We start from the raw sequence: 23,416 nt of genomic DNA on the forward strand, positions 1-23,416 counted from the left end.
ATTTATAACCAGCGCTAAAGGAGTAACGGTTTTATATACCGTTTGATGATTTGAAAGTTGAAAAGGGAATAAGAGAATCCCTCCCCACGCGGCGCGGGGAGGAGACCGGCATCAATCAGACGCCTACGCTTACGCTTACGCTTTCAGGCAGGGTACTGCCGCCATCAATGACGTTTTGCGTTCCGGTAAGATAGCTGGACTCATCGGAAGCCAGAAATGCCGCCAGTTCCCCTACTTCCAGCGGATCGGCAAGACGGCGTAGCGGAATAGCTTTTGCCATTTCCGTTAATACCGATTCCGGATCGTCAGGGTTAGACTGACGGGCAATGCTTTCCGCCATCGGCGTTCTTACATAACCGGGGCAAATGGCATTCACACGAATACCGGACTGCGCATACTCTACCGCCAGCGATTTGGTTAAACCGACAATGGCGGCTTTTGACAGCGCATAGGCCGTTTCACCCGGGTCCGCCACCATATCTCCCGTGACGGAAGACATCATCACAATGCGGCCATCTTTACGTTTAATCATCTCCGGCAGGACGGCTTTGGTGACGTTCCAGACACCTTTAATATTAATATCAATGTGGAAATCGCGATCTTCTTCACTCATATCGAGGAAGTTGCCCAGACGGCACACGCCAGCGTTATTCACCAAAATATCAATTCTACCTTCAGTCTCTTTGGCGCGCGCAACCGCCGCCTGCACCGAAGCAAAATCTCTGACGTCGGCTTTAACGGCAGTACAACGATGTCCGCGCCCGCCTAGCTCATCCGCCAGCTTTTCAATCTCATCGGAGATATCCAGCAAGATTAAGTTCGCGCCGTGGCGTGCGAATACGCGAGCGATCCCTTCGCCAATGCCCTGCGATGCGCCCGTAATCAATGCTGTCTTGCCCGTGAGTTTACCCATTTTCAATGTCTCCTTTTGAATATGGAGTCTTACACTCCATTAACACTGAAAATACAGTAATAACAAATAAGTGCTGAGGAATAGCTCACTAATTCAGGTAAATATTAGGTAAAAAAATCCCCGCGGAGGCGGGGATGGGCATTTTTATGCTGTTCTGCCTGATGGCGCTGCGCTGATCAGGCCTACCAATCGTAGGTCGAATAAAGCGTTCGCGCTGCCATCCGACAGGGTTTTACCTTATAGCGCTAACAGGCGATCCAGCGACGGCGCAAAATAGTAGCCGCCAGTCACCGGCTTGGTGAAGCGCAGCATCGCGTCGCGTTTACCGTCGGTATCGCCGAACATACTCAGAAGCTGCTGTTCGATATTGTGCAGCCGTGCGCAGTAAGCGCAGAAATAGAGACCATGAGTACCGCTGGCGGTGCCGTATGGCAGGCTCTGGCGCACAATCTTCAGCCCTTTGCCATCTTCTTTGAGATCCACGCGGCTCAGGTGAGACGTTGCCGGACGCGCATCGCCGTCAATCTCTTCATTGGCTTCTTTGGTACGCCCGATCATCATCTCCTGATCGTGAATACTCATCCGGTTAAGTTGCTTGAGATTGTGTTCCCAACGCTGCACGAACACATAACTGCCGCCGGCATCCACGCCATCTTTGATCACCGCCACTTCACGACGCGTCTCTTCGCCTGCCGGATTCTCTGTCCCGTCGACAAAGCCGCTCAGATCGCGTTCTTCCACCCAACGGAAGCCGTGAACTTCTTCTTTCACGTCGATACAGTCGCCGAAGGCTTCCATCGCCGCCTGGGCAACAGAAAAATTCACATCGTGGCGCAGAGAAAGGATATGGATCAGCACGTCATACTGCGTGGCCGGCGCCAGCCCTTTACCATAAGGAATAAAATCTTTCAGTTCTTCCGCCCCGACGCCGCCGCTCAGGGCACGCCAGGTATTGTTGCCAAACGCCACAACGGCCCCAAGATGGGCGTCCGGAAATTTGACTTCGAAGGTCGCCAGTTTATCGGCAAATGTTCTGCTGGCCGCGCGCAGGGCGTCCAGGTCGCCTTTTACATTGGCTTCAATCCAAATTGCCGCACGGCAATGTTCCGGCAAAATGCCACTTTGAACCTGAGACATGATTCCTCCTGAAAATGAGAATGCCACGCAGTCGTGGCATTAATGGAGGCTATTTTACCTTGTTTTTAAGCGAAGCGGTTTGTTCAGGCGCAAATTAACGACGCCAGATAATTTTGCGCACGTCCCAGTTTTTTAAGACGTCATCAGGAGGCATTAAGCCTTCCGGTCCGCTCCACTCGCCGGAGAAAACATAGCTAATATGCTGACTTCCCTCAGCTTTACATTCGACGCTGGTATGGCTATCGCTGGAAACCGGCTCGCAGTGACCAAACGCTTTGCTGTAAAGGTCGCTAAACGGCATACCGATTTTGCCCCCCGCGGCGGTTGGGATATCGCTGTCCAGCACATCAATACGGCTCACGGTTCCCTGCTCGCCGTTGATCACCATCGCGACGCTGTCGCCCTTCATCGCTTCGAAAAAGCGCACCACGTTACCGTTATCGGTTTTCATACCGCTACGCAGGCGATAATCGCCATCTAATGCCTCTGCAATAGCCGGCTCTTCCAGCGGCGTGGCGGCGGTCAGCGCTCCCACGCCTTGCTCAGTAACTTCTGTCGAGGAACCAAACCAGTTCCATGGATTTGCGGCAGACCAGTTGACCGAGGAGAGCGTTGAGCAGCCGGTCAGCGCCAGCGGCAGTGCGAGTAAAGTCAAACGCAGCGATTTCATCTCACTTCCTTTCTTTTATTAATTAACGTTGGTTGGAGTGCGGGTTCGCCAAAAAGTGCCGTTATTCTTTCTCAAGGGAAAAACAGACACGCAAACGTTGATTGGTTAACAGCCAGATCAGCGCGACGATGTCCGCCAGCAGCAGCGCCAGCCCGACGCCGTTGACCGGGTCGCCACCCAGCCACATCACCGGCAGCCAGCACAACGACACCAGTTGAGCAAGGATCAGGAGTCCGTGCAGCCAGCGCCACACACCAGGAACCGCTTCACGCCGCCCGCTGAGTAAAAATGCCACTACCGCCGGAACGCCGGGCAACAGCCCCAGCCAAAAATTGTCATGGTCGGGATAAAAAAAGTTTAACAAAGTATTACCCTGTCCACGGGATGAACCGGCAATGACAAAGAGTACCCAAGCGCGCGCCTGAAGTAGCAGTACGCACCAGAACAGAAACGGCAGGCGTAAACGTCCGTGTACATCATAATCGGCTGGATGAAACTCAGTACTCTTCATCTTCAATCAGGCGTTTACCCAAACTTAGGGCGTCAGAATGCTCATACCCCAGACGTTCATACATGCCCAGCACAACGTCGTTATCATCACGCACCATAATTTGGATTTTCGGACACCCGCGGGCGATGAGTTTTTTTTCCAGCCGGTTAAGCAACGCATTCGCAATGCCGCGCCCGCGGAACTCCGGGTGAACGCCCAGGTAATACGCCGTGCCGCGATGCCCGTCATAACCGCCCATTACCGTACCGACGACTTCGCCGCTAACTTCCGCAACGAGGAACAAGCTGACATCGTGATTCACCTTGCGTTCAATATCCATTTCAGGATCGTTCCATGGACGCAGCAGGTCGCAACGCTCCCAGAGGGTAATCACCTCTTCGAAATCTTCCTGGCGAAAAACGCGTATTTCCATGGTATTCGTTGCCTTTTCGGGTGGAAAAACCAAGATTATGGCGCAAACATCTGATTCAGCCAATATCTGACGCGATGTAGCGGAAAAAATGGCATAATGGCGATGTGTCACGTATTGAAATGAAAAGTAAAACAATTCTCATCACCAACCGTCGTAACGGATTACGCGATACGATATAACATCTTGAACTTAATTTTCACAACTCAGGCCGTATGAGCACTTTTAAACTCCTAAAAACTCTCACATCGCGCCGCCAGGTACTCAAAACAGGTCTGGCGGCCCTGACGCTGTCAGGTATGTCGCACGCAATAGCCAAAGAAGAAACGCTAAAAACCAGTAATGGTCACAGCAAACCCAAAACCAAAAAAACCGGCAGTAAACGGCTGGTGATGCTCGACCCCGGACACGGCGGCATCGATACCGGCGCGATTGGCCGCAACGGTTCTCAGGAAAAACACGTCGTGCTGGCAATTGCCAAAAACGTACGCGCTATTTTGCGAAATCACGGAATCGATGCGCGTTTAACCCGGACAGGGGATACCTTTATTCCGCTGTACGATCGGGTGGAAATCGCCCATAAGCACGGCGCGGATCTGTTTATGTCCATTCATGCCGATGGTTTTACCAACCCGAAAGCGGCGGGCGCTTCCGTTTTTGCGCTTTCCAACCGCGGGGCCAGTAGCGCCATGGCGAAGTATCTCTCCGAGCGTGAAAACCGCGCGGACGAAGTGGCGGGTAAAAAAGCCACTGACCGGGATCATCTATTACAACAAGTTTTGTTTGATCTGGTGCAAACCGATACGATTAAAAACAGTCTGACGCTGGGTTCGCATATTCTCAAGAAAATCAAACCTATACATAAATTACACAGCCGCACTACCGAACAAGCGGCTTTCGTGGTGCTAAAATCACCGTCAATTCCGTCGGTACTGGTCGAAACCTCGTTTATTACCAATCCGGAAGAAGAACGCCTGCTGGGCACGACGGCGTTTCGCCAGAAAATCGCTACGGCGATCGCCAACGGCATCATCAGTTATTTTCACTGGTTTGATAATCAGAAAGCACACACGAAGAAACGGTAATCATGAAACCCGATGCACATCACGTAAAACAGTTTCTGCTACGCCTGCAGGATGATATTTGCCAAACGTTATCCGCTGTGGATGGCGCAAACTTTGTCGAAGATAGCTGGCGACGCGAAGCGGGCGGCGGCGGACGCAGCCGGGTATTACGCAACGGCGGGATTTTCGAACAGGCGGGCGTTAATTTCTCTCACGTTCACGGCGATGCAATGCCCGCGTCCGCCACCGCACATCGGCCAGAACTGGCCGGGCGTAGTTTTGAAGCAATGGGCGTATCGCTGGTGGTGCATCCGCACAATCCGTATATTCCCACCAGCCATGCTAACGTGCGCTTTTTTATTGCCGAAAAACCGGGCGCCGATCCGGTGTGGTGGTTTGGCGGCGGGTTCGATTTAACGCCCTACTACGGCTTTGAAGAGGATGCCGTTCACTGGCACCGCACCGCCCGCGACCTGTGTCAGCCGTTTGGCGACGATGTGTATCCGCGCTATAAAAAGTGGTGCGACGACTACTTTTTCCTCAAGCATCGTAACGAGCAGCGCGGTATCGGCGGCCTGTTTTTTGACGATTTGAATACGCCGGATTTCGACCACTGTTTTGCTTTTATGCAGGCGGTCGGTAACGGCTACACCGAGGCGTATTTACCGATTGTCGAACGACGCAAAGCGATGGTCTGGGGAGAGCGGGAGCGTAATTTTCAACTTTATCGCCGCGGTCGCTACGTGGAGTTCAATCTGGTATGGGACAGAGGCACCCTGTTTGGTCTGCAAACCGGCGGGCGCACTGAATCTATCCTGATGTCGATGCCGCCGCTGGTGCGCTGGGAGTACGACTGGCAGCCAGAAGCGGGTAGCCCGGAAGCGGCGCTGAGCGAGTTTATTCAGGTACGCGACTGGGTGTAATTGCCTTATAGCGCTACGCTTATCAGGCCTACAACCACAACGGCACCGCCCCGTAGGCCGGATAAGACGCAAAGCGTCGCATCCGGCACAAGAATGCCATCAAGCCCATTGCCGCATCCGTTGATGCAGCGTCAACGACGGTTTTTCGGCAAATAATTGCTGATAATCGGTGGCAAATTGCCCCAGATGCCAGAATCCCCACTGCATCGCGGCATCTTTGACCGTGGCGCTCTGCGACCACGGGCTAATCAGTTCCCGGCGTACTGCGTTTAAGCGAATACGTTTCAGCCACGCATTGGGGCCAATGCCCAAAATGGCGTGAAACGCATTTTGCAGCGTGCGACGGCTTACGTGTAGCTGGTTACATAAGTCAAGCACCGTCAGCGGCTCCGACATATTTTCCAGCACATATTCCCGCGCCCGCGACAGTAGCCTACGATATCCCTGATGGCTGATGCTCTCGGCGCTATGAATCGGCTTCGCCTCTTCCAGCATCGTGCCCATCGCCAGCAATAAATTATCACTCAAGACCTTACGCACCGCAGGTTGATGCAGGGTTTCAGGACTCTCGCTGAAGGTGGCCAGCGCCTGCTGCACAAAGCCCCACAGCGCCGCTTTATGCTGCTCTTTTACCTCCAGCGCTAACTGGTTACGCAGCATATGCAGCACCCTTTCCGGGTTATGCAAAAACGTGGCCTGACGGGAAATAACATCTTCCGAGATAACGACGCCCAGAATGGTGTAATCATCCGGCGTGCTCAGTTCAAACTCGGTGCCTCCCGGTCGGGTGGCAATCTCGGCGCTGCCGAGCCCCTGCGCGCCGATAAATCCCTGTTCGCCGCGCGTCGCCGGAATACCAAACCAGAAAGAGTTTGGCCAAACCAGACACGACTGACGCAGCGCCAGGCCGGTGTATTCACGGAACACCTGAATCTCATCAAGCAGGATTTCCGTGAACTCGCCATGAAATTTACCCGGGTGTAACTGATCGTAGATCTGCTGCCAGGCGGTGATAGTCAGAGCATGTTCATAGACATCCGTCGTCCGTCGCTGATGAACATTGTCCACCTCGACTCTGGGCGTAAGTTTAACGTCTTCGGGTAACGCTTCATGATAAAGATGGTGCAAATTCGCTGTACGGGTCTTTTTCATGATCTTCTATGCCGGACGCCCGCCAGGACGCCCGGCCCTCCGACAGATTAATTTTTGATGCGATAGCGACTACTGCGTTTACGCAACGCTCCGTCAGAAAAGAGTTGTTCCAGCACGTTTCTGGCCTGCTCCAGCGGCCAGCCAAAATGCGCGGCAACCTCTCCCGCCGTCATTCCCTGGCGTACTGATGCCAGCAGCGCCAGTAACGCTTCAGCGAACTCAGGCGTTGCGGGTACCTGGGGCGCTTTCTCAGTCGGCGTTGTCGCACGCGCAAACCCGCCAATCAGCCACTGGGTGTCCTCTTCCGGACGACCAATTTCTTTGCGGCTAATCACACGGCCTGTGCGCTGCGCGGCGGCGCTTCCGGCATCCAGCGCCGCACGACACGCCGCCAGATCGCCCTCCACCACCAGCGTTAACCTGCCAGGGTCGAGCACTTGATGACTGAGCAAACGCACGTTGGCCGCTTTCAGCATGGCATCCGCCGCATCGACGGCGGCGACCATTCCGTCCACTTCCAGTAATCCCAGGGCATTGATCATTGGCAGCCTCCGTTACGCACGCTGGACAGGGTTACGGGCGATATCCAGCACGGCGTCGGTAAAGGCGTTGCAGGCGGCTTTACACGCGGCCTGGCTTCCCGTTAAGAACGCGGCCGAATAGTTGGTTTCCGACGGCGGCGGCACGTAAGTCACCAGCTGAACGTCAGCGGCTTTCATCGCCGCGTCAATGCCGAATGTCGCTTCCAGCGGCGGCGCCACCAGATAGGCCATCGGATCGCCCAGCGCGATACCTGCGGTAGACGAGAGGTACGAGCCGGTACGCGAAACCACATGCACCAGGAACGCGGTATTTTCCGCATCGTTCGCCCACTGGAACGCCGCGCCGTTTTCAATACTGGCAACCATCGCATCCAGACCGGCGCGCACTTCCGCTGGGTTCGGTCCGCCCAGCATAATCAACACCTCACCGGCGGTCGGCGACGGCCCGTGAGCCGCCCCGGCATAGAGGGAGCGGCCATAGACCACTTCCACCATCGCCTGTTTGGTCGCTTCATCAGCGGCAATATAGGTCACATCATCAGAATCTGCCGTGATGAGTCCGAGGCTACGGATATGTGGCGGTAATTTAAGTTCCCGCGCAAAGCCGTCATTCACGGAGGCAATCACGCGCATGGCAGTCACTGAAGGTCGAATCAAATCTAATGCAGGCATGATGTCTCCTTAACGGGTCATGTTGATGCCGGACGCTTTCTGCTCCAGCATCCGTTTGGCCAAATCCACAATCACGGCGGCGGCTTCTACTGGCGGCGTCCCCCCCTGATGAATGTTTGAAATACAGGTTCTGTCGGCCTCGACGGTGGTCGCCACGCGCGGGGAATAGACGGCGTAGCAGGAAAGACTTTCCGACTGCCCCAGCCCCGGACGTTCGCCCACCAGCAGGATGACGACCTTCGCGCCGAGAATTTCGCCAATCTGATCTTCAATCTTCACGCGGCCATAGCGCACAAAGAAAGGCGTGCCGACGTTCAGCCCGGCCTGCTTCAGACCGGCAAGCAACGGCGGCAGGATCTCTTCATAGTTGGCGGTGATCGCATCCGTAGAGAGGCCATCGGAGACCACTACCTGCACATCCGGGTTCATCACGCACTGCGACTTCAGCGCGTCAATGGCTTCCGGGCTCAGGCGACGCCCCATATCCGGGCGCGTCAGGTACAGGTTTTTGTCGCTGATCTCCGAACGCACTTCCAGCAGCCCTTGCGCTTTTACCCACTCTTCCGGCACTTCTTTGAGCACGGTGTCTTTCGAACGGGAGTGATCCGCCAGGAAGCGCAACAGCGCCTGGGTACGTGGACGCGGCCCGGCACGCCCCGTACAGACGCGTGCCGCAGTACTGCGACGCAGTTCGGTCAGCACGTCCGCACGATGCGGGTTCTCGACGCCAATCCAGGCTTTTGCCTCTGCGGAACCTAAATCCAGCGCGCAGCTTTCGGTCACCGTCGGCGCGGCGCACTGCGGCTTTGCGCCTTCCTGCGTTGACGGCGCGACGGGCTGCGGTACGTCCTGTCCCATTGACGCCATCACGCTACGTACAATTTCTTCAATCTGTTTTTGATCCATGGTGTTATCCCCGCGTCATCAGAAGAACAGTGACGGATCGCCCGCCCGTTTGGTCAGACGACCGTTTGCCATAATGCCCATCGTTTCTAGCCAGCGTTCAAACTCCGGCGACGGCCGTAAATTCAGCAACTGACGGACGGTGGCGGTATCGTGGAAAGCGGTGGTCTGGTAGTTGAGCATGATGTCGTCGCCGAGCGGCATCCCCATGATGTAGTTACAGCCGGCAGTGGCGAGCAGAATCATCAGGTTTTCGTTAAGGTTCTGGTCGGCGTCGGCATGGTTGGTATAGCAGCAGTCGCAGCCCATCGAGATGCCGCTCAGCTTGCCCATAAAGTGATCTTCGAGACCGGCGCGGATAATCTGCCTGTCGTTGTAGAGATACTCCGGCCCGATAAAGCCCACCACGGTGTTCACCAGGAACGGATCGTAGTGGCGCGCCAGCCCGTAGTTACGCGCTTCCATCGTCACCTGGTCGGCACCAAAGTTCGCACCAGCCGACAGCGCCGAGCCCTGCCCGGTTTCAAAGTACAGGCAGTTTTCCCCGGCGATGCGGTTGAACTCCGCCCCCACGGCCCGCGCTTCGTCGAGCATCGCCAGTTCCACGCCGAACTCTTTTAAGCCCTTCTCGCTGCCGCAAATGCTCTGGAAAATCAGTCCGCCCGGCGCGCCGCGACGAATCGCTTCGATCTGGGTGGTGACATGCGCCAGCACGCAGCCCTGGGTCGGAATATTGAATTTATCGATAACGCCGTAAACGGTGTCGAGCACGCGGGTCAGGTTCTCCACGTCATCGGTCACCGGGTTAACGCCGATCACCGCATCGCCTGCGCCGAAAGAAAGCCCTTCGTAGATTTGCGCGGCGATACTCTGCACATCGTCACGGGTATCGTTCGGCTGCAAACGGCAGCTAAAGGTGCCCGGAATACCGATGGTGGTATTGGCTTTTTTGATCACCGGCATTTTCTTGCCGCCGTAGATCAGGTCAGCGTTGGAGCAGATTTTCGCTACTGCCGCCACCACTTCGGAGGTCAGCCCTTTGCGGGTAAACGCGATGTCGTCCACGGAGGTTTCATCGCTCAGCACGTATTCACGCAGTTCGCTGATGCTCCAGTTTTTAATCCGGTTATAGGCCGTTTCGTTGACGTCGTCCTGAATCAGGCGCGTCACGCAGTCCTCTTCATAGGCAATCACCGGATTGTTGCGGATATCCGCCACCGTCATTTCCGACAGTACCTGTTTTGCCGCTACGCGCTCCTGCGAACTTGCCGCGGCAACCCCGGCCAGCACATCCCCCGAACGCAGTTCGTTGGCTTTAGCCAGTACCTCTTTTACATCCTTAAACTGATAAACATTGCCGAACAATGTGGTCTTTAGTTTCATAAGTCGTTCCCTCAGGAAGGAAATGCGAGTGATTTCACCGTCACCGGCACAACCGATCCGCCAAAAAGAGGCGTACCAATGTCGATATAGTCTCCCGCCCGCACGACCACCTCATCGATGACCGCCAGCGGAAGTTGCGGTAACTGTGGGCGCAATAACATGCCCAGCGCTTTACCAAAATCCTGCTCGGCCACCACCAGCAGGGGATGTGGATTGGGATAACGCGCGACAAAAGCCGTCAGCGCGTTGATGACCGTGAGTAATGCGGCGTAACGCACCGGGAGCGTGGCGGGAAGCGCCAGCACGTAAGCGTCGGTTTGCGGGTCGAGATCAAGCTGGAGAAGCGCCTGCCGCCAGGCGTTCACCAGATCGGCGTCATCCTGCGGGATCGCCACCGGCAGGTTGCGCAGCGGCAGTTGGACGTCTTCCAGCCAGATAGTACTGCCGGAAAGCGAGAGCGTATGGGCCCCCGCGCCAATCACCGTGGCGCGCACGGTTTGCGCCGGAAACTGCACGTTCATCTCGCGCAGACGCGGGTGCTCATGCAGCGCGGTCGCCAACAGCGGCCCGATATCAGAAAAGCAGAACGGATCGGCAGGTTGGTTGCGGTAGCATTCACCTACCCCACCGGAAAGGGTGATCACCTCCGGCGTAATATCGGCGGGCAGCAGCCCGGTTTGCATCAGCGATTGCGCCAGCGGCGAGAGCGCGCCAGTGATAACCTCGACGATGAGATCCGCCATCCGCCGCGCCACCTGCCCCAACTGTGCGGCAGCTAAGGCGCGAGCATCAGTACCCGAACCGAATACCTCATCGATAATCATCTGCCCCGGTTGATGGGCATAAACCACGCGCCCCTGAGCGTCGGTTTCCAGCAGGCGACCACCGACGTTAAGGCAGGCGGTGCCGCTGACTTTTCCCGCGTCAAACAGCGCGTAGTTAGACGTGCCGCCGCCGATATCAATATTCAGCACCCGACACATCCGCTGCTCAGACAAGCTTTGCGCTCCGGCGCCGTGACCGGCAATGACTGATTCCAGATGCGGCCCGGCGCTGGCGACCACAAAGTCGCCCAGCGACTGCGAGAGCGCCATGACCGCCGGACGGGCGTTGCGGGTTTTGGCGCTTTCGCCGGTAATAATGATAGCCCCGGAGTCCACCGATTCAGGCGCGATGCCTGCGGCCTGATACTGGGCAAGGATCAACGCTTTAAGTTCTGCCTCTTTCAGACCGCCCTGCTTATCCACGGGCGTAAAGAAGACCGGGCTTTGCCAGCTAATGTCGCGTTTGATGAATTCGTAGCGCGGCACCTGCGACACCGCCGCACGGTTAACCAACTCCAGGTGCGAGAAGATCACCTGCGTGGTGGTGGTGCCGATATCGATACCGACGCTCAGTAGCTGGCGAGTGTTCACGATTGCGCCTCCGCTTCGGTTTTCACCTGGGCGGCGTCATCTTTCGGCACCAGCATCATCGCCACGCCAATCGCCGTCACACCGCCGATCAGCTTGCCGACGATCATCGGGAAGATCATGGCGTTCATATTCGCGGCGGCGAAGCCTAAATGGTCGCCCAGAGCGAATGCCGCAGAGACGGCAAATGCGCAGTTAATCACTTTGCCGCGGGTATCCATCTGCTTCATCATGCCGAACATGGGGATATTGTTCGCCAGGGTCGCCACCATGCCTGCCGCCGCAATATTATTTACGTTCAGCAGTTTACCGACATTCATCAACGGTTTTTCAAACCAGCGGGTCAGTAACAGCACCATCGGATACGCGCCGAGCAGCACGCAGGAGATAGAGCCGATCACTTCAATGGCGCGCATCACTTCGCCGGGTTTGTCGCCTGGCGCCATAAAGATCGGGTCGAGCCCCGGAATCAACTCCCAGCCCAACAGGAATTTAACCACCGCAGCCGCCAGACCGATGGTGATCAGCGCCACCAGAAATTTGGCGAAAATCTGGAAACCGTTGATCATTTTTTCCGGGATGAACTTCAGCCCCAGCGCTACCAGCACCGCGACAATCAATACCGGGATCATGTTCATCAGGATCAGCGCGAAGGTAAACTCCACTGGCTGACCATTGATCTGCACGCCTGAGTACATGGCGATCAGTCCCCCCGCAATGCAGCCAATGGGAATGGTGACGATACCCGCCAGTACGCCAAGCGCCAGGTAGCGGCGGTCAGACGGTTCGATAATGCCGAGCGCCACCGGAATGGAGAACACAATGGTCGGCCCCATCATCGACCCAAGTATTAACCCTGAGTATAGCCACGCCGCGATATCACCGCCGGCCAGCTCTTTGGCGAGGAAGAACCCGCCCATATCACAAGCCAGTAGCGTACCCGCGAACATGGATGGGTTCGCGCCCAGCATTTCGTATACCGGGATAATAACCGGCCCCAGTACATGCGCCAGCACCGGCGCCAGCGCGGTCATACCGACCATCGCCAGTCCCAGCGCGCCCATCGCCATAAAGCCCTCTTCAAACTGGCCGCCAGACCCCTCGATACTCTTGCCGAATTTACCGAGGAAGCGCGCCGACCCGCCGAACTGCGACAGGATTCTGTCCACGGCGGCAATCAGCATAAAGAACATCATGATGTACATGATGATTTCGTTAATTCCCATAGCCCTTACTCCCTGCCATTTATGATTTGTAGGCCGGATAAGACGTTTACGTCGCCTCCGGCATTAACGCCGTGTTATTGCCGGATGGCGGTGCGAGCACCTTATCCGGCCTACAGGCATTACCCGGCAGCCGCGTACAGGTCGATAATCTGTGCCTGTGTGGCGGTGCGTGGGTTACTGCGCAGACAAATATCCTCCAGCGCGGCTTGCGCCCATGCGCTGTAGTGTTCGGGTTTGGCGCCAGCGTCAGCCAGCCGTTTGCTCTGCCCCACTTCGGCAATCAGCTCGCTCACCGCCGCAATCGCATCGCGATCGTCCGATTTCTTATTGGTTAACGCCCGACCGATTTGACTGAAGCGTTCGCGGCATACCATCCGGTTAAAGCCCATGACCGTTGGCAGCAGCATGGCGTTGGCCTGGCCGTGCGGAATATGCAGCGCCGCCCCTGGCTGGTGCGCCATCGCATGACACAGCCCCAGACCAGCGCTGGAAAAGGCCATTCCCGCCATACAGGAGGCCAGTAACATATTTTCACGCGCCGCCAGATCGTGGCCGTAACCCACGGCTTTCGGCAGCGATTTGCCAATCATCGCTATCGCGCCAATCGCCAGGCTGTCGGTAAACGGCGTGGCGTTGAGCGCACTGTAGGCCTCAATCGCATGCGTCAACGCATCGATACCGGTCATCGCCGTCACGTTTGGCGGAACGCCTTCGGTCACGGCAGCATCAAGAATCGCCACATCCGGCATTAGTGACGCGTGTGCCAGCACCTGCTTGCGCCCGCTGACCGCGTCGATAATCACCGTCACGTTGGTGGTTTCAGAACCGGTTCCGGCGGTGGTCGGCACCGCAATCAGCGGCAGACGCGGGCGTAATGTACTGCGCTCGGTCATGGCGCTCAGCGTCTGGTCAGGGTTAGTCACCAGCAGGGCGACCGCTTTCGCCGCGTCCAGCACCGAACCGCCGCCAAAGGCCACTACGCCGTCGCACGCCGCCTCACGCAGTTGCGCCACCGCCGCGCAGACATCGGTGATGCACGGCTCGCCTGGCGGACACGGCCAGACCGTCATCGCCACGCCCTTCATCGCCAGGCTGCGTGCCAGCGGCGCGGTCATTCCCGCCTGATGCAGGAAGCTGTCGACCATCACAAACAGATGGCTTACGCCTCGCGCTTGCGCTTCCTGGCCGCAGGCGCCGAGCGCCCCAAGTCCGCACAGCGTGACCGGCGGTACGCTGAACGTTTTCACCCGTTGCAGATTCAGGGTGTCGAATGCCTGAAACAGCGCCGTCTGTAGTTCAGCTTGCATAGAGTCCCTCCGCTTTCGCTCTCCCGCTGTTGGCTATCGCCAGCGGGGTCATAAACAGGCTGTGCTGCGGTAAATGCACCTGTAACTCCGGGAAACGCTGGCGAAATAACGCCTCCACGCCCGGCTGCATACAGGAACCGCCCGCCAGCCATAAATCAGCAATTCCTTGCCCTTCAATGTGGCGAGCAACGATCTCCGCCATCTTTTCGTACACCGGCTTCACTACCGGCCAAATCTCCTGCGCATTGCTGCGCTTGTACTGTTCCGCCTCTTCCAGGGGAATACGGCGGTTGCCCGCCAGCGTCAGGGAGATATGGTGCCCGCCAGTGGCTTCATCGGCGGAGTAAGTCACCTTGCCCTGTTTGACGATGGCAATGCCGGTAGTGCCGCCGCCAATATCCACCACGCCTGCATTATCAAGCGCCAGCAGATCCGCCACCGCCGTCGGTTCATCCAGTACGTGGTTGACTTCTAACCCGGCAGACTCCAGCACGTTGATCGAAATACGCGGGTCGGTGCCCGGCGGGAACGAGGTCGCCGCGTGGGTAAAGCGGCAGCCGAGCTGCTGTTCAAGGGTGTCGAGATGGCGGCGCACGAGGGTGACGGCGCCGAAGAAATCCCAGACGATGCCATCACGCACAACGTCGGCCCAGTCAAGGCACACCGCCACCGGCTGGGCGTTGCCGTCGACCACCATCGACACCACGTCGCAGGTGCCCAAATCGACGCCCAGCCACAGCGGCGCGTCGCTGGCGGCGGGCGTCTGGTTACACAGGGCCGCCGCTTTTTGCAGTCTTGGGGTGAGCCAGAGTTGTTCGTCGTGCGCCATGAGTCATCCCTTATACAATGCGAAACGCATCCACCAGCACGCATCGACGCAGCCGCACAAAGGTACGCGCGCTGGTCACGCCTTCGCCGGTTGGCGTGGTGATAGTCATGGTGGTCCAGCCTTCTCCGCCCAATCCAAGCCCGGCAATGCACGGCCCGTTTTTGACGAAAATGCTGGTGTCGATGGCGTTCGCCATCTGGTTCATGTTGTCGATATTGCGCGAGTGCATCGCCGCCGTATGGTGGCAACCGCCTTCAAGTTGTACCGCCAGGGCGATGGCTTCTTCGACGTTGGCGACCCGTACCACCGGCAGTACCGGCATCATCATTTCAGTGACGGCAAACGGATGGTTAGCGGGCGTTTCCACAAACAGCAGGCGCGTTTGATCCGGGACGTTCAGGCCGATGGCTGCGGCGATCTTGCCCGCGTCACGACCGACCCAGTCACGGCTGACGGTGCCTTTACCGCGTTCATCGATATTCTTCAGTAGCACCGGCTGGAGCTGTTCGGCCTGAGCGGCGGTCAGTTTCACCGCGTGCTGACCTTCCATCAGACGCATCAGCTCGTCGGCGACGCTATCCACCACAATCAGCACTTTTTCGTCGGCGCAGATGATGTTGTTATCAAACGACGCGCCTTTGACGATGGATTGTGCAGCGCGCGGCAGGTCGGCGGTCTCATCCACCACCACCGGGGGATTGCCGGCACCAGCGGCGATCAGGCGTTTATTAGTATGTTTACGCGCCGCGTCCACCACCGCTTCGCCGCCAGTCACCACCAGCAGGCCAATACCGGGGTACTTGAACAGCCGCTGGGCAGTTTCGATATCCGGGTTCGCCACGGTGACCAGCAAATTTTCCGGGCCACCGGCGGCGACCACCGCCTGATTGAGGAGGGTGATTGCCCGCTGAGAGACCTTTTTCGCCGCCGGATGCGGAGCAAACACAACGCTGTTGCCTGCGGCAATCAGGCTGATGGCGTTATTAATCACCGTCGCTGCCGGATTGGTGGACGGCGTGACCGAGGCCACCACGCCCCACGGCGCATTTTCAATCAGCGTCAGGCCGTTATCGCCGGTCAGCACCTGCGGAGATAAACACTCGACGCCCGGCGTGCCGCGCGCCTGCGCCACGTTTTTGGCAAATTTATCGTCAACGCGTCCCATGCCGGTTTCGCTGACGGCAAGTTCCGCTAATTCTCGGGCGTGTTTTTCGCCCGCCTCGCGAATGGCATGAATGGCAAGCTGGCGCATCGCCACGCTCTTCAGCCCCTGCTGGGCCCGTTTTGCTGCCGCCACTGCGTCATCCAGGGAGGCAAAAACGCCCATCTCATGAACAGTGCTGGCCGGCTGGCTGCAGTCTTTCATTTTCAGCAGTACCGCTTTCACCACCTGTTCAATATCCTGTTGATTCATGATGTTCAGTCCTATTTATGGAAAACCACTTTCCCGCCAGCCACCACTTCATCGACGATGCCAATGACGCACAGATCGACCGGTGATAATTCGCTGCGATGCGCCTGACGCGCGGAACTGCCGCTGACCAGCAGTACCCACTCTCCGGTTCCCGCCCCGATACTGTCGATAGCGACGGCACACTGCCCGTCGGGGTTGCCCTGGGCATCGATCATTTCCACCATCAGCAATTTGTCATGCGCCAGTCCCTGATGGCGGACGGTACATACGATTTGTCCTGTGACGACTGCCAGTTTCATATCCGCCTCCATGGATTGCCCGTTGGGTCGTAGGCCTTGAATCTGCGCACCATCAGGCAATGGCGCGCATTCATGCCGGATGGCGACGCTGCGCGTCTTATCCGGCCTACCATCAAATGTTGCTGTCGCCTTTGAAGCTGATCGGGAACACTTCTTCCAGATCGCCGTGCGGGCGTGGAATCACGTGTACAGAGACCAGCTCGCCAATGCGCTGCGCCGCAGCGGCGCCAGCATCGGTTGCGGCTTTGCACGCCGCCACGTCGCCACGCACCATGGCCGTACACAGGCCACCGCCAATCTGCTTCACGCCGACCAGCTTCACGCGTGCGGCTTTTACCATCGCATCTGAGGCCTCAATCAGCGCAACCAGGCCCCGGGTTTCAATCATTCCTAATGCTTCCATCGTGTTTTCCTCTCATTAAAGGGGTCCAGAACGGGACCGTTCATTCAACCAGTGTGTGTAAGCTGCGTTCGCGGCTCACGTCAGCCTGGCGCGGCACGGCTGCCACCAACGCCAGTTCGATAATTTCCTGCACGCTACAGCCTCGGGAGAGGTCGTGAAGCGGCGCGGCAAGCCCCTGAATTAGCGGCCCAACAGCGCGATAGCCTCCCAGACGCTGAGCGATTTTGTAGCCAATATTGCCCGCCTCCAGCGACGGGAAAATCATCACGTTGGCGCGGCCTTGCAGCGGGCTGTCAGGCGCTTTTTGCGCGGCGACCTCCGGTACGAAAGCGGCGTCAAACTGCAATTCACCGTCCACAAGCAGTTGCGGCGCACGTTCGCGAACGAGCTCTGTCGCCTGCTGCACGTTGGCAACATTGGGGTGACGGGCGCTGCCGTTGCTTGAAAATGACAGCATCGCCACGCGCGGCTCTTCGCCGGTAATGGCCCGCCAGGTGTCGGCACTGGCGAGAGCGATATCCGCCAGCTGCGCCGCCGTCGGCTGCGGCACTACGCTGCAATCGGCGAACCCTAATGCCGGACCGGCATACTGCGGCAGCATCAGGAAAATAGACGACAATGTTTTGCACCCGGGTTGCAGGCCAATCACCCGCAGCCCTGCGCGCAGCACATTCGCCGTTGACGACAGGTTGCCTGCGATACACACATCAGCCTCACCGGCGCTCACCATGGCGGCAGCGAACATTAGCGGGTCGCTAAGCTTTTCCACTGCGTCCGGCGGCGTTTTTTCTCCGGCACGGGCAAGCCAGCGTTGCGCAAAACGCTGGCGCATACTCAGGTTGCTGTGTGGATCGATGACCTGAATGCCATCCATCGCCATACGATGACTCAGGGCAAACTGACGCAGCGCAAACGGACTGGCGACCAGAACGGGGCGAGCCAGACCGCACTGTTGCAGGTAATGCGCCGCTTTCAGCACGCGTTCGTCCAGCGCATCGGGAAAGACGACTCTGGCGGGGGCGCGTACCGCCAGTTCGCGGGCGCGTTCAATGATCATGGCTTCTCTCCCAACCGTTGTTGAATTTGGGCGACCGTCAGCGGATGTTTCGCCACGCTCAAAATCATCATCACGTAAACCGTGCTGGAGAGACGGTTCAGCGCCTGTAAAATGTCCGGGCGCAAGACCTCAAAACTACGGGTAATAAACACTTGTGCGGCGAGGGTTTCCGTTTCGCGGACTTTGGTTCGCAGGAGATTAAGCAGCGCCGCATCGCGACCGTGGCTGGCCTCCGGCACCAGGTGATCGTGGTCGAGATAGCGCAGCGGCTGGTGGGAAAGGCGATGCAGCTCATCCTCGTTCAGCCCGACGATAGACTGCGCCGCCAGCGGTTCATCTATAGCGTCGGCGCGCATAATGTTGCCCAGCCGCGAGCGGATATCGAAAAGCCACGGCTGCCAGGGTTCCGTCAGTTCGATTTGTAGCCACACGGTCAGCGCGATGGCGCTGTCGAGCGCGGCGCGAAAGCCGAGGCGCGGGTCACTTTTGGCGACCATTTTGTCCGCCGTCAGATGGGTCAGCGTATCGGGCTTTTTCACCACCGGCTGGCGGCACAGTTCACAGCAGGCCTGTGGGTGCGTATCGCTACTGGTTAAGCCATGTACCGGCTGCGGCTGCTGTTCGTCATCATCGACAAACAGCCTGCCTTGCGGATCCAGAAACTTAATGCGCAGGCGGCGGCTTTCCAGCAGTTCCCGGGCCGAGGGCGTCAGTCGTGCATCAGCGGGCAGATGGATCTCCGATCCTTCGCTGAGCGTATGATTCGCTCTGAGCCACGTTTCGGTGATGAAATCGTTCATACGGATTGCCAGTTTGCAGGCCAGGCGACGTACAGAAAGCGCACGGACGTTGGCGTGCCAAATTCAATGCTGGAGCCTTTAGGGATGAACATGACATCTCCGGCTTTGGCAATCATGGTTTCGCCTTCATGGCGTACGTGCAATTCGCCCTCCAGCACCATGTCGATTTCGTCGTAGTTCAGCGTCCACGGGAAAAAGGCGTTGTCCCACTGCATAAACCCGGCGGCCATGCTGCTGCCGTCCTGCTCTGTAACCAGATCGGTTAAGCCGACGCAGTGCGGTTCGGCGCCGTCGAAGCGGCCAAATTTCACGCTGCTGCCGTCAATGACTTTCACGCCGCCTTTACCCGTGACGGAGGTAAAGCTCGGCTGCATCGTCCCCAGTTCCAGCGACTGCTTTTCCTTCAGCACTTTTTCCATCAACTGCGCCACCAGGCTTTCAGTAAACTGCCCTTCCGGGAGCTGCGCGATGATGGCTTCCCGAATGCGCTGGCTTTCGCTTTTACACGCCTGCGCCGATGTGGATGCCGGGACGGGCTCGTCGCATTCGGTAATCGTGAAGCCCAGTAGTTCCGCCACTTCGCGAGCCTCCGGGGTAATAATGCTGGCACGCAGTACTACCGACATCGCCTGTTCGCCGCGGGCGTGGGCCGCACGAATATCGTTAGCTGTGATAAGTTTTTTCACCTGCCTCTTCCTCCTGTTCACTGAGAGCCGCCAGATAATCCACCAACTGCCGCACGCTTTGCGGGTCGTGGCCGTTGAGCTCGAAAATCGGCTCCCGGAATCCAGTCTCGCAAAGTAACTGCCGCGTAGCGGCGACGTCGGCATCCGGCATGTCCGTTTTGCTGATAACGGCGATATGTCGTTTACGGGTTCCAACATCCAATAACCCGGCAGGTAAGCGACTTTCTTTATCGTTTGCCGCGTGGACATAAATCAGCGTGTCCACATCCTGCAACGTGGTAATTAAGGCGTGATACCAACGGGGATGGCTAAAATATTCACCCGGCGTATCTATATCGCCATGATCATTAAATTCCACGGCCTGCGTTTTTCTGGCGAGGGAATAATTTCCCCGTAACGCGTTAAAAAGCGTTGTCTTTCCGGCACCGACCGCGCCGACAAAAGCAATACGTTTCATTACCGCCACCAATTAACTTTTTGTTAACTCACACAGGGTAAAGTTTAATAATCGCCCCAGCCCGCTGACCGTCTGTAATAGCGCTTCTTCTACTGCACCGACGGTGCCATAAATCACCAGCGCGCCGCTAAATCTGTCGAGAAAACCGATGTGTACATCCGCAGCCTTCATCGCTAAATCGCCAGCAATCATGGCCGTTTCCCCCGGCGTTAAGGTCATAATGCCAATCGCGCCAGCATCGGGAACGCCGATCTTTTTCGCCAGTTCTTCACCAGGGTGCGCAATGAGATGCGCCAGCGTGACCTGTTTGCCCGGCACAAATTCCTGAATAATGCGTTCTTTATTCATTGCTCACCGTCTCCACTGAAACTGCCGCCATCGTGGCAATTTTTTGTCGGAGTAAATAACAAAATTCGGCAAGGTGATGTAAAAAGTGAGGTAGATCACTAAGAGAAAGAAAATAAAAGGGACTTCTGTCGAAGGTGTTAACGATAAATATCGTGGTGCATCACATTTTCAGGCGTCATTCTGAATTTAAGCTTGTTCCTCAATAAATACCCACCGGCTATTCTTTGTATTACTATTATTGATAAAAATAATGCGTATCACTCGATTTGTGCATAGTACAGATTCAGTGAAATAAGTAGGGGTAACGCAATAGGTTCCAGAATATCCCCACCCGAGCCTTTCATGCCATGGCGAAGCCCAGCGGCGCATAAAAAAAGCGCAGGAGAACCTGCGCCAGAAGAGAGAGTAATGCGTTATTAAAGCGGCGTGGTTTGCGCTTCAACTACCGCTAACGCCACCATATTCACGATACGGCGTACAGAGGCGATCGGCGTTAATACATGTACCGGTTTAGACACGCCCATCAGGACCGGGCCGACCGTGACGCCTTCGGAACTGGAGACGCGGAGTAAGTTGTAACTAATGCGGGCGGCTTCCATATTCGGCATCACCAGAATATTGGCGGCACCCTTCAGCGGGCTATCCGGCATCCGGTCATTACGAATACTTTCCACCAACGCCGCATCACCGTGCATCTCACCGTCAATCATCAGATCGGGCGCTCGTTCGCGTACCCGCTCAAGGGTTTCGCGCATTTTGCTGGCGGACAGCGAATTTGAGGAACCAAAGTTAGAGTGCGACAACAGCGCGACTTTCGGCTCAATACCAAAGCGGCGAACGGTTTCCGCCGCCATTACGGCGATCTCCGCCAACTGTTCCGGCGTGGGATCTTCGTTAACATAAGTATCGGCAATAAAAGTGTTGCCGCTTGGCAGCAGTAAGGCGTTCATCGCCCCTGCCGTATGCACGCCGTCACGGTAGCCAAAGACGGCTTTCACGACGCTGAAATGCTCATGGTAGTCGCCGATGGTGCCGCAGATCATCGCATCCGCTTCCCCACGCTGCACCATGATCGCGCCAATGGCCGTATGGTTGCCGATCATCGCACGCTGCGCCTGTTCCTGAGTTACCCCGCGACGCTTCATGATCTGGTAATACTCGCTCCAGTACTCTTTGAAGCGCGGATCGGATTCATTATTCACGATCTCGAAATCAACGCCCGCTTTGATCTGTAACCCCAGTTTCTGGATACGCATTTCGATCACGCTCGGACGTCCGATCAGGATGGGCTTCGCCAGCCCCAGGGTTATCAACTCCTGGGTTGCGTGCAGCACGCGCGCCTCTTCCCCTTCCGGCAGCACTACGCGCTTCGGATCTTTGCGTGCCTGCGAGAAGATCGGCTTCATGAACAGGTTGGTTTTGTAGACAAACTCGGTCAGTTTATCGATATAGGCATCAAAGTCAGCAATCGGGCGCGTCGCCACGCCGGAATCCATTGCCGCTTTCGCGACCGCCGGAGCGATTTTGACAATCAGACGCGGGTCAAACGGTTTCGGAATAATGTATTCCGGCCCAAAGCTCAGGTCCTGATCGCCATAGGCCGAGGCCACCACTTCGCTCTGTTCGGCGTGCGCCAGCTCGGCAATCGCACGGACCGCCGCCAGTTTCATCTCTTCGTTGATCGCCGTCGCGCCGACGTCCAGTGCGCCGCGGAAGATAAACGGGAAGCACAATACGTTGTTCACCTGGTTCGGATAGTCGGAACGACCGGTACAGATAATGGCGTCCGGACGCACTTCTTTCGCCAGCGGCGGCAGAATTTCCGGTTCCGGGTTAGCCAGCGCCAGAATCATTGGCGCGCGGGCCATTTTCTTCACCATCTCCTGAGTCAGCACTTTCGGGCCTGAACAGCCGAGGAAAATATCCGCGCCGTCAATGACCTCATCCAGCGTGCGCTTGCCGCTGTCGTCTACCGCATAGGCCGCTTTGGTCTCCGCCATATTCGGCTCACGGCCTTTGTAAATAACGCCCTTAGAGTCGCACACCACGATGTTGTGCTTTTGCATCCCCAACGCGACCAGCAGGTTCATACAAGCGATTGCCGCCGCCCCTGCGCCGGAGACGACCATCCGCACGTCGGAAATATTTTTCTCTACGACTCGCAGGCCATTAAGAATGGCGGCCGTACTGATGATCGCCGTTCCGTGCTGATCGTCATGGAAAACCGGGATGTTCATGCGCTCGCGCAGTTTCTGTTCAATATAGAAACATTCCGGCGCTTTAATGTCTTCGAGGTTAATGCCGCCAAAGGTCGGCTCCAGCGCCGCGACCACGTTGATAAATTTGTCCGGGTCAAGCTCATCGACTTCAATGTCAAACACATCGATGCCGGCGAATTTTTTAAACAGAACGCCTTTGCCTTCCATGACCGGCTTGCCGGCCAGCGCGCCAATGTTGCCTAACCCCAGCACCGCTGTACCGTTGGAAATGACCGCGACAAGGTTGCCGCGCGCGGTGTATTTGTAGGCTGCCAGCGGATCTTTTTCGATTTCCAGGCAGGGCGCCGCCACGCCTGGCGAGTAAGCCAACGCCAGATCGCGTTGGGTGGCAAGGGGCTTAGTCGGAGAAACCTGAATTTTACCGGGTACCGGAAATTCGTGGAAATCAAGGGCGCTTTGTTTTAACTGCTCATCCATCTTGTTGTTCCTTTCACGTATCGTTCAAAAAGTGACGCGGCCTGGTGCGCCGCACATTATCACCGTACTGCGCAACACAAACTTTGAAGGTCTGCAAACTATCACGACGCGGCGCAAGAGTTTGTTATCAACTTATAACGGCCATGTTACCTGCTTATACCAGCAATACCATGCCTGTCTGCTATGCTTTTTGGTTATGTAGT

General features: G+C 56.9%; 25 protein-coding genes. 2 read left to right on the forward strand and 23 right to left on the reverse strand.

All coding sequences use genetic code 11. From position 1 onward, the window contains the following. Positions 1-115: 115 nt before the first annotated feature. The 5 genes from ucpA to NAZ64_RS15785 all read right to left on the reverse strand — a co-directional run bounded on the left by ucpA (position 116) and on the right by NAZ64_RS15785 (position 3,643). Positions 116-913, reverse strand: a complete 798-nt coding sequence (ucpA, locus tag NAZ64_RS15765) for an SDR family oxidoreductase UcpA (protein ID WP_000517461.1) — start codon at positions 911-913, stop codon at positions 116-118. Between the two features lie 237 nt (positions 914-1,150). Continuing rightward, positions 1,151-2,050, reverse strand: a complete 900-nt coding sequence (gene yfeX, locus NAZ64_RS15770) for a porphyrinogen peroxidase (RefSeq protein WP_000084583.1) — start codon at positions 2,048-2,050, stop codon at positions 1,151-1,153. A 94-nt stretch (positions 2,051-2,144) separates the two neighbouring features. Next, positions 2,145-2,720, reverse strand: a complete 576-nt coding sequence (locus NAZ64_RS15775) for an RpoE-regulated lipoprotein (protein WP_220569736.1) — start codon at positions 2,718-2,720, stop codon at positions 2,145-2,147. Between the two features lie 61 nt (positions 2,721-2,781). Further along, entirely contained in the window at positions 2,782-3,231 is a 450-nt protein-coding gene (locus tag NAZ64_RS15780) for a DUF2919 domain-containing protein (RefSeq protein WP_483640985.1), read from the reverse strand. Next, positions 3,218-3,643, reverse strand: a complete 426-nt coding sequence (locus tag NAZ64_RS15785; RefSeq protein WP_220569734.1) for a GNAT family acetyltransferase — start codon at positions 3,641-3,643, stop codon at positions 3,218-3,220. The genes NAZ64_RS15780 and NAZ64_RS15785 overlap by 14 nt, the downstream gene beginning before the upstream one ends. Before the next feature lie 212 nt (positions 3,644-3,855). On the opposite strand from NAZ64_RS15785, the gene amiA reads away from it, so the two are divergent. Both amiA and hemF read left to right on the forward strand, forming a co-directional pair. Further along, positions 3,856-4,725, forward strand: a complete 870-nt coding sequence (gene amiA / locus NAZ64_RS15790; protein WP_000102880.1) for an N-acetylmuramoyl-L-alanine amidase AmiA — start codon at positions 3,856-3,858, stop codon at positions 4,723-4,725. Positions 4,726-4,727: 2 nt separating this feature from the next. Then, positions 4,728-5,627: an oxygen-dependent coproporphyrinogen oxidase gene (gene hemF, locus NAZ64_RS15795; protein WP_000801340.1), complete on the forward strand. Its 900-nt coding sequence runs from the start codon at positions 4,728-4,730 to the stop codon at positions 5,625-5,627. A gap of 99 nt (positions 5,628-5,726) precedes the next feature. Here hemF and eutR read toward each other — a convergent pair whose 3' ends face one another. The 18 genes from eutR to maeB form a co-directional block, all read right to left on the reverse strand. Next, positions 5,727-6,779, reverse strand: a complete 1,053-nt coding sequence (eutR, locus tag NAZ64_RS15800; RefSeq protein WP_000753665.1) for an HTH-type transcriptional regulator EutR — start codon at positions 6,777-6,779, stop codon at positions 5,727-5,729. 47 nt (positions 6,780-6,826) lie between these two features. Beyond that, entirely contained in the window at positions 6,827-7,321 is a 495-nt protein-coding gene (eutK, locus tag NAZ64_RS15805) for an ethanolamine utilization microcompartment protein EutK (RefSeq protein ID WP_000606266.1), read from the reverse strand. A gap of 12 nt (positions 7,322-7,333) precedes the next feature. After that, on the reverse strand, positions 7,334-7,993 hold the full coding sequence (gene eutL / locus NAZ64_RS15810; protein WP_220569733.1) for an ethanolamine utilization microcompartment protein EutL: 660 nt from the start codon (positions 7,991-7,993) through the stop codon (positions 7,334-7,336). A gap of 9 nt (positions 7,994-8,002) precedes the next feature. Next, positions 8,003-8,899, reverse strand: coding sequence for an ethanolamine ammonia-lyase subunit EutC (eutC, locus tag NAZ64_RS15815; RefSeq protein WP_000372354.1), 897 nt, complete (start codon positions 8,897-8,899; stop codon positions 8,003-8,005). Between the two features lie 18 nt (positions 8,900-8,917). Continuing rightward, positions 8,918-10,279: an ethanolamine ammonia-lyase subunit alpha gene (gene eutB / locus NAZ64_RS15820; RefSeq protein WP_000769990.1), complete on the reverse strand. Its 1,362-nt coding sequence runs from the start codon at positions 10,277-10,279 to the stop codon at positions 8,918-8,920. 11 nt (positions 10,280-10,290) lie between these two features. Further along, on the reverse strand, positions 10,291-11,694 hold the full coding sequence (eutA, locus tag NAZ64_RS15825; RefSeq protein WP_023223672.1) for an ethanolamine ammonia-lyase reactivating factor EutA: 1,404 nt from the start codon (positions 11,692-11,694) through the stop codon (positions 10,291-10,293). After that, entirely contained in the window at positions 11,691-12,917 is a 1,227-nt protein-coding gene (eutH, locus tag NAZ64_RS15830; protein WP_000512356.1) for an ethanolamine utilization protein EutH, read from the reverse strand. The genes eutA and eutH overlap by 4 nt, the downstream gene beginning before the upstream one ends. Positions 12,918-13,036: 119 nt before the next feature. Continuing rightward, on the reverse strand, positions 13,037-14,224 hold the full coding sequence (eutG, locus tag NAZ64_RS15835) for an ethanolamine utilization ethanol dehydrogenase EutG (protein ID WP_001147505.1): 1,188 nt from the start codon (positions 14,222-14,224) through the stop codon (positions 13,037-13,039). After that, positions 14,214-15,053 carry an ethanolamine utilization protein EutJ gene (gene eutJ, locus NAZ64_RS15840; RefSeq protein WP_131046782.1) on the reverse strand — a complete coding sequence of 280 codons (840 nt, stop codon included), beginning with the start codon at positions 15,051-15,053 and terminating at the stop codon, positions 14,214-14,216. Before eutJ ends, eutG begins: the two co-directional genes overlap by 11 nt. A 10-nt stretch (positions 15,054-15,063) precedes the next feature. Beyond that, the gene (locus tag NAZ64_RS15845) at positions 15,064-16,467 is read right to left on the reverse strand and encodes an aldehyde dehydrogenase family protein (protein WP_131046783.1); all 1,404 of its coding nucleotides are present in this window, start codon (positions 16,465-16,467) and stop codon (positions 15,064-15,066) included. Positions 16,468-16,478: 11 nt separating this feature from the next. After that, on the reverse strand, positions 16,479-16,766 hold the full coding sequence (eutN, locus tag NAZ64_RS15850) for an ethanolamine utilization microcompartment protein EutN (RefSeq protein ID WP_001522340.1): 288 nt from the start codon (positions 16,764-16,766) through the stop codon (positions 16,479-16,481). A gap of 112 nt (positions 16,767-16,878) precedes the next feature. Continuing rightward, positions 16,879-17,169, reverse strand: a complete 291-nt coding sequence (gene eutM, locus NAZ64_RS15855; RefSeq protein ID WP_000387716.1) for an ethanolamine utilization microcompartment protein EutM — start codon at positions 17,167-17,169, stop codon at positions 16,879-16,881. A gap of 40 nt (positions 17,170-17,209) precedes the next feature. Next, positions 17,210-18,226 carry a phosphate acetyltransferase gene (pta, locus tag NAZ64_RS15860; RefSeq protein WP_000582915.1) on the reverse strand — a complete coding sequence of 339 codons (1,017 nt, stop codon included), beginning with the start codon at positions 18,224-18,226 and terminating at the stop codon, positions 17,210-17,212. Continuing rightward, the gene (gene eutT, locus NAZ64_RS15865; protein WP_220569732.1) at positions 18,223-19,026 is read right to left on the reverse strand and encodes an ethanolamine utilization cob(I)yrinic acid a,c-diamide adenosyltransferase EutT; all 804 of its coding nucleotides are present in this window, start codon (positions 19,024-19,026) and stop codon (positions 18,223-18,225) included. Before eutT ends, pta begins: the two co-directional genes overlap by 4 nt. Next, complete coding sequence (gene eutQ, locus NAZ64_RS15870) at positions 19,023-19,712, reverse strand: ethanolamine utilization acetate kinase EutQ (protein WP_000733861.1); 690 nt, start codon at positions 19,710-19,712, stop codon at positions 19,023-19,025. Before eutQ ends, eutT begins: the two co-directional genes overlap by 4 nt. Beyond that, entirely contained in the window at positions 19,690-20,169 is a 480-nt protein-coding gene (eutP, locus tag NAZ64_RS15875; protein ID WP_000820754.1) for an ethanolamine utilization acetate kinase EutP, read from the reverse strand. The genes eutQ and eutP overlap by 23 nt, the downstream gene beginning before the upstream one ends. A 12-nt stretch (positions 20,170-20,181) precedes the next feature. Beyond that, a complete protein-coding gene (gene eutS / locus NAZ64_RS15880; RefSeq protein ID WP_001031445.1) occupies positions 20,182-20,517 on the reverse strand; it encodes an ethanolamine utilization microcompartment protein EutS in 336 nt (111 codons plus the stop codon). 416 nt (positions 20,518-20,933) lie between these two features. Continuing rightward, complete coding sequence (gene maeB / locus NAZ64_RS15885) at positions 20,934-23,213, reverse strand: NADP-dependent oxaloacetate-decarboxylating malate dehydrogenase (protein WP_000344299.1); 2,280 nt, start codon at positions 23,211-23,213, stop codon at positions 20,934-20,936. Positions 23,214-23,416 lie beyond the last annotated feature (203 nt).

The organism is Salmonella sp. A1325 (assembly GCF_056991255.1).

Bases quoted from the DNA above. Each gene is read 5' to 3' on its own strand.
- NAZ64_RS15780 (WP_483640985.1), bottom strand. From the start codon at position 3,231: ATGAAGAGTACTGAGTTTCATCCAGCCGATTATGATGTACACGGACGT.
- eutJ (WP_131046782.1), bottom strand. From the start codon at position 15,053: ATGGCGCACGACGAACAACTCTGGCTCACCCCAAGACTGCAAAAAGCG.
- hemF (WP_000801340.1), top strand. From the start codon at position 4,728: ATGAAACCCGATGCACATCACGTAAAACAGTTTCTGCTACGCCTGCAG.
- NAZ64_RS15775 (WP_220569736.1), bottom strand. From the start codon at position 2,720: ATGAAATCGCTGCGTTTGACTTTACTCGCACTGCCGCTGGCGCTGACC.
- amiA (WP_000102880.1), top strand. From the start codon at position 3,856: ATGAGCACTTTTAAACTCCTAAAAACTCTCACATCGCGCCGCCAGGTA.
- eutP (WP_000820754.1), bottom strand. From the start codon at position 20,169: ATGAAACGTATTGCTTTTGTCGGCGCGGTCGGTGCCGGAAAGACAACG.
- NAZ64_RS15785 (WP_220569734.1), bottom strand. From the start codon at position 3,643: ATGGAAATACGCGTTTTTCGCCAGGAAGATTTCGAAGAGGTGATTACC.
- maeB (WP_000344299.1), bottom strand. From the start codon at position 23,213: ATGGATGAGCAGTTAAAACAAAGCGCCCTTGATTTCCACGAATTTCCG.
- ucpA (WP_000517461.1), bottom strand. From the start codon at position 913: ATGGGTAAACTCACGGGCAAGACAGCATTGATTACGGGCGCATCGCAG.
- eutC (WP_000372354.1), bottom strand. From the start codon at position 8,899: ATGGATCAAAAACAGATTGAAGAAATTGTACGTAGCGTGATGGCGTCA.
- eutH (WP_000512356.1), bottom strand. From the start codon at position 12,917: ATGGGAATTAACGAAATCATCATGTACATCATGATGTTCTTTATGCTG.
- eutT (WP_220569732.1), bottom strand. From the start codon at position 19,026: ATGAACGATTTCATCACCGAAACGTGGCTCAGAGCGAATCATACGCTC.
- eutR (WP_000753665.1), bottom strand. From the start codon at position 6,779: ATGAAAAAGACCCGTACAGCGAATTTGCACCATCTTTATCATGAAGCG.
- pta (WP_000582915.1), bottom strand. From the start codon at position 18,226: ATGATCATTGAACGCGCCCGCGAACTGGCGGTACGCGCCCCCGCCAGA.
- eutS (WP_001031445.1), bottom strand. From the start codon at position 20,517: ATGAATAAAGAACGCATTATTCAGGAATTTGTGCCGGGCAAACAGGTC.
- NAZ64_RS15845 (WP_131046783.1), bottom strand. From the start codon at position 16,467: ATGAATCAACAGGATATTGAACAGGTGGTGAAAGCGGTACTGCTGAAA.
- eutB (WP_000769990.1), bottom strand. From the start codon at position 10,279: ATGAAACTAAAGACCACATTGTTCGGCAATGTTTATCAGTTTAAGGAT.
- eutN (WP_001522340.1), bottom strand. From the start codon at position 16,766: ATGAAACTGGCAGTCGTCACAGGACAAATCGTATGTACCGTCCGCCAT.
- eutG (WP_001147505.1), bottom strand. From the start codon at position 14,224: ATGCAAGCTGAACTACAGACGGCGCTGTTTCAGGCATTCGACACCCTG.
- eutM (WP_000387716.1), bottom strand. From the start codon at position 17,169: ATGGAAGCATTAGGAATGATTGAAACCCGGGGCCTGGTTGCGCTGATT.
- yfeX (WP_000084583.1), bottom strand. From the start codon at position 2,050: ATGTCTCAGGTTCAAAGTGGCATTTTGCCGGAACATTGCCGTGCGGCA.
- eutL (WP_220569733.1), bottom strand. From the start codon at position 7,993: ATGCCTGCATTAGATTTGATTCGACCTTCAGTGACTGCCATGCGCGTG.
- eutK (WP_000606266.1), bottom strand. From the start codon at position 7,321: ATGATCAATGCCCTGGGATTACTGGAAGTGGACGGAATGGTCGCCGCC.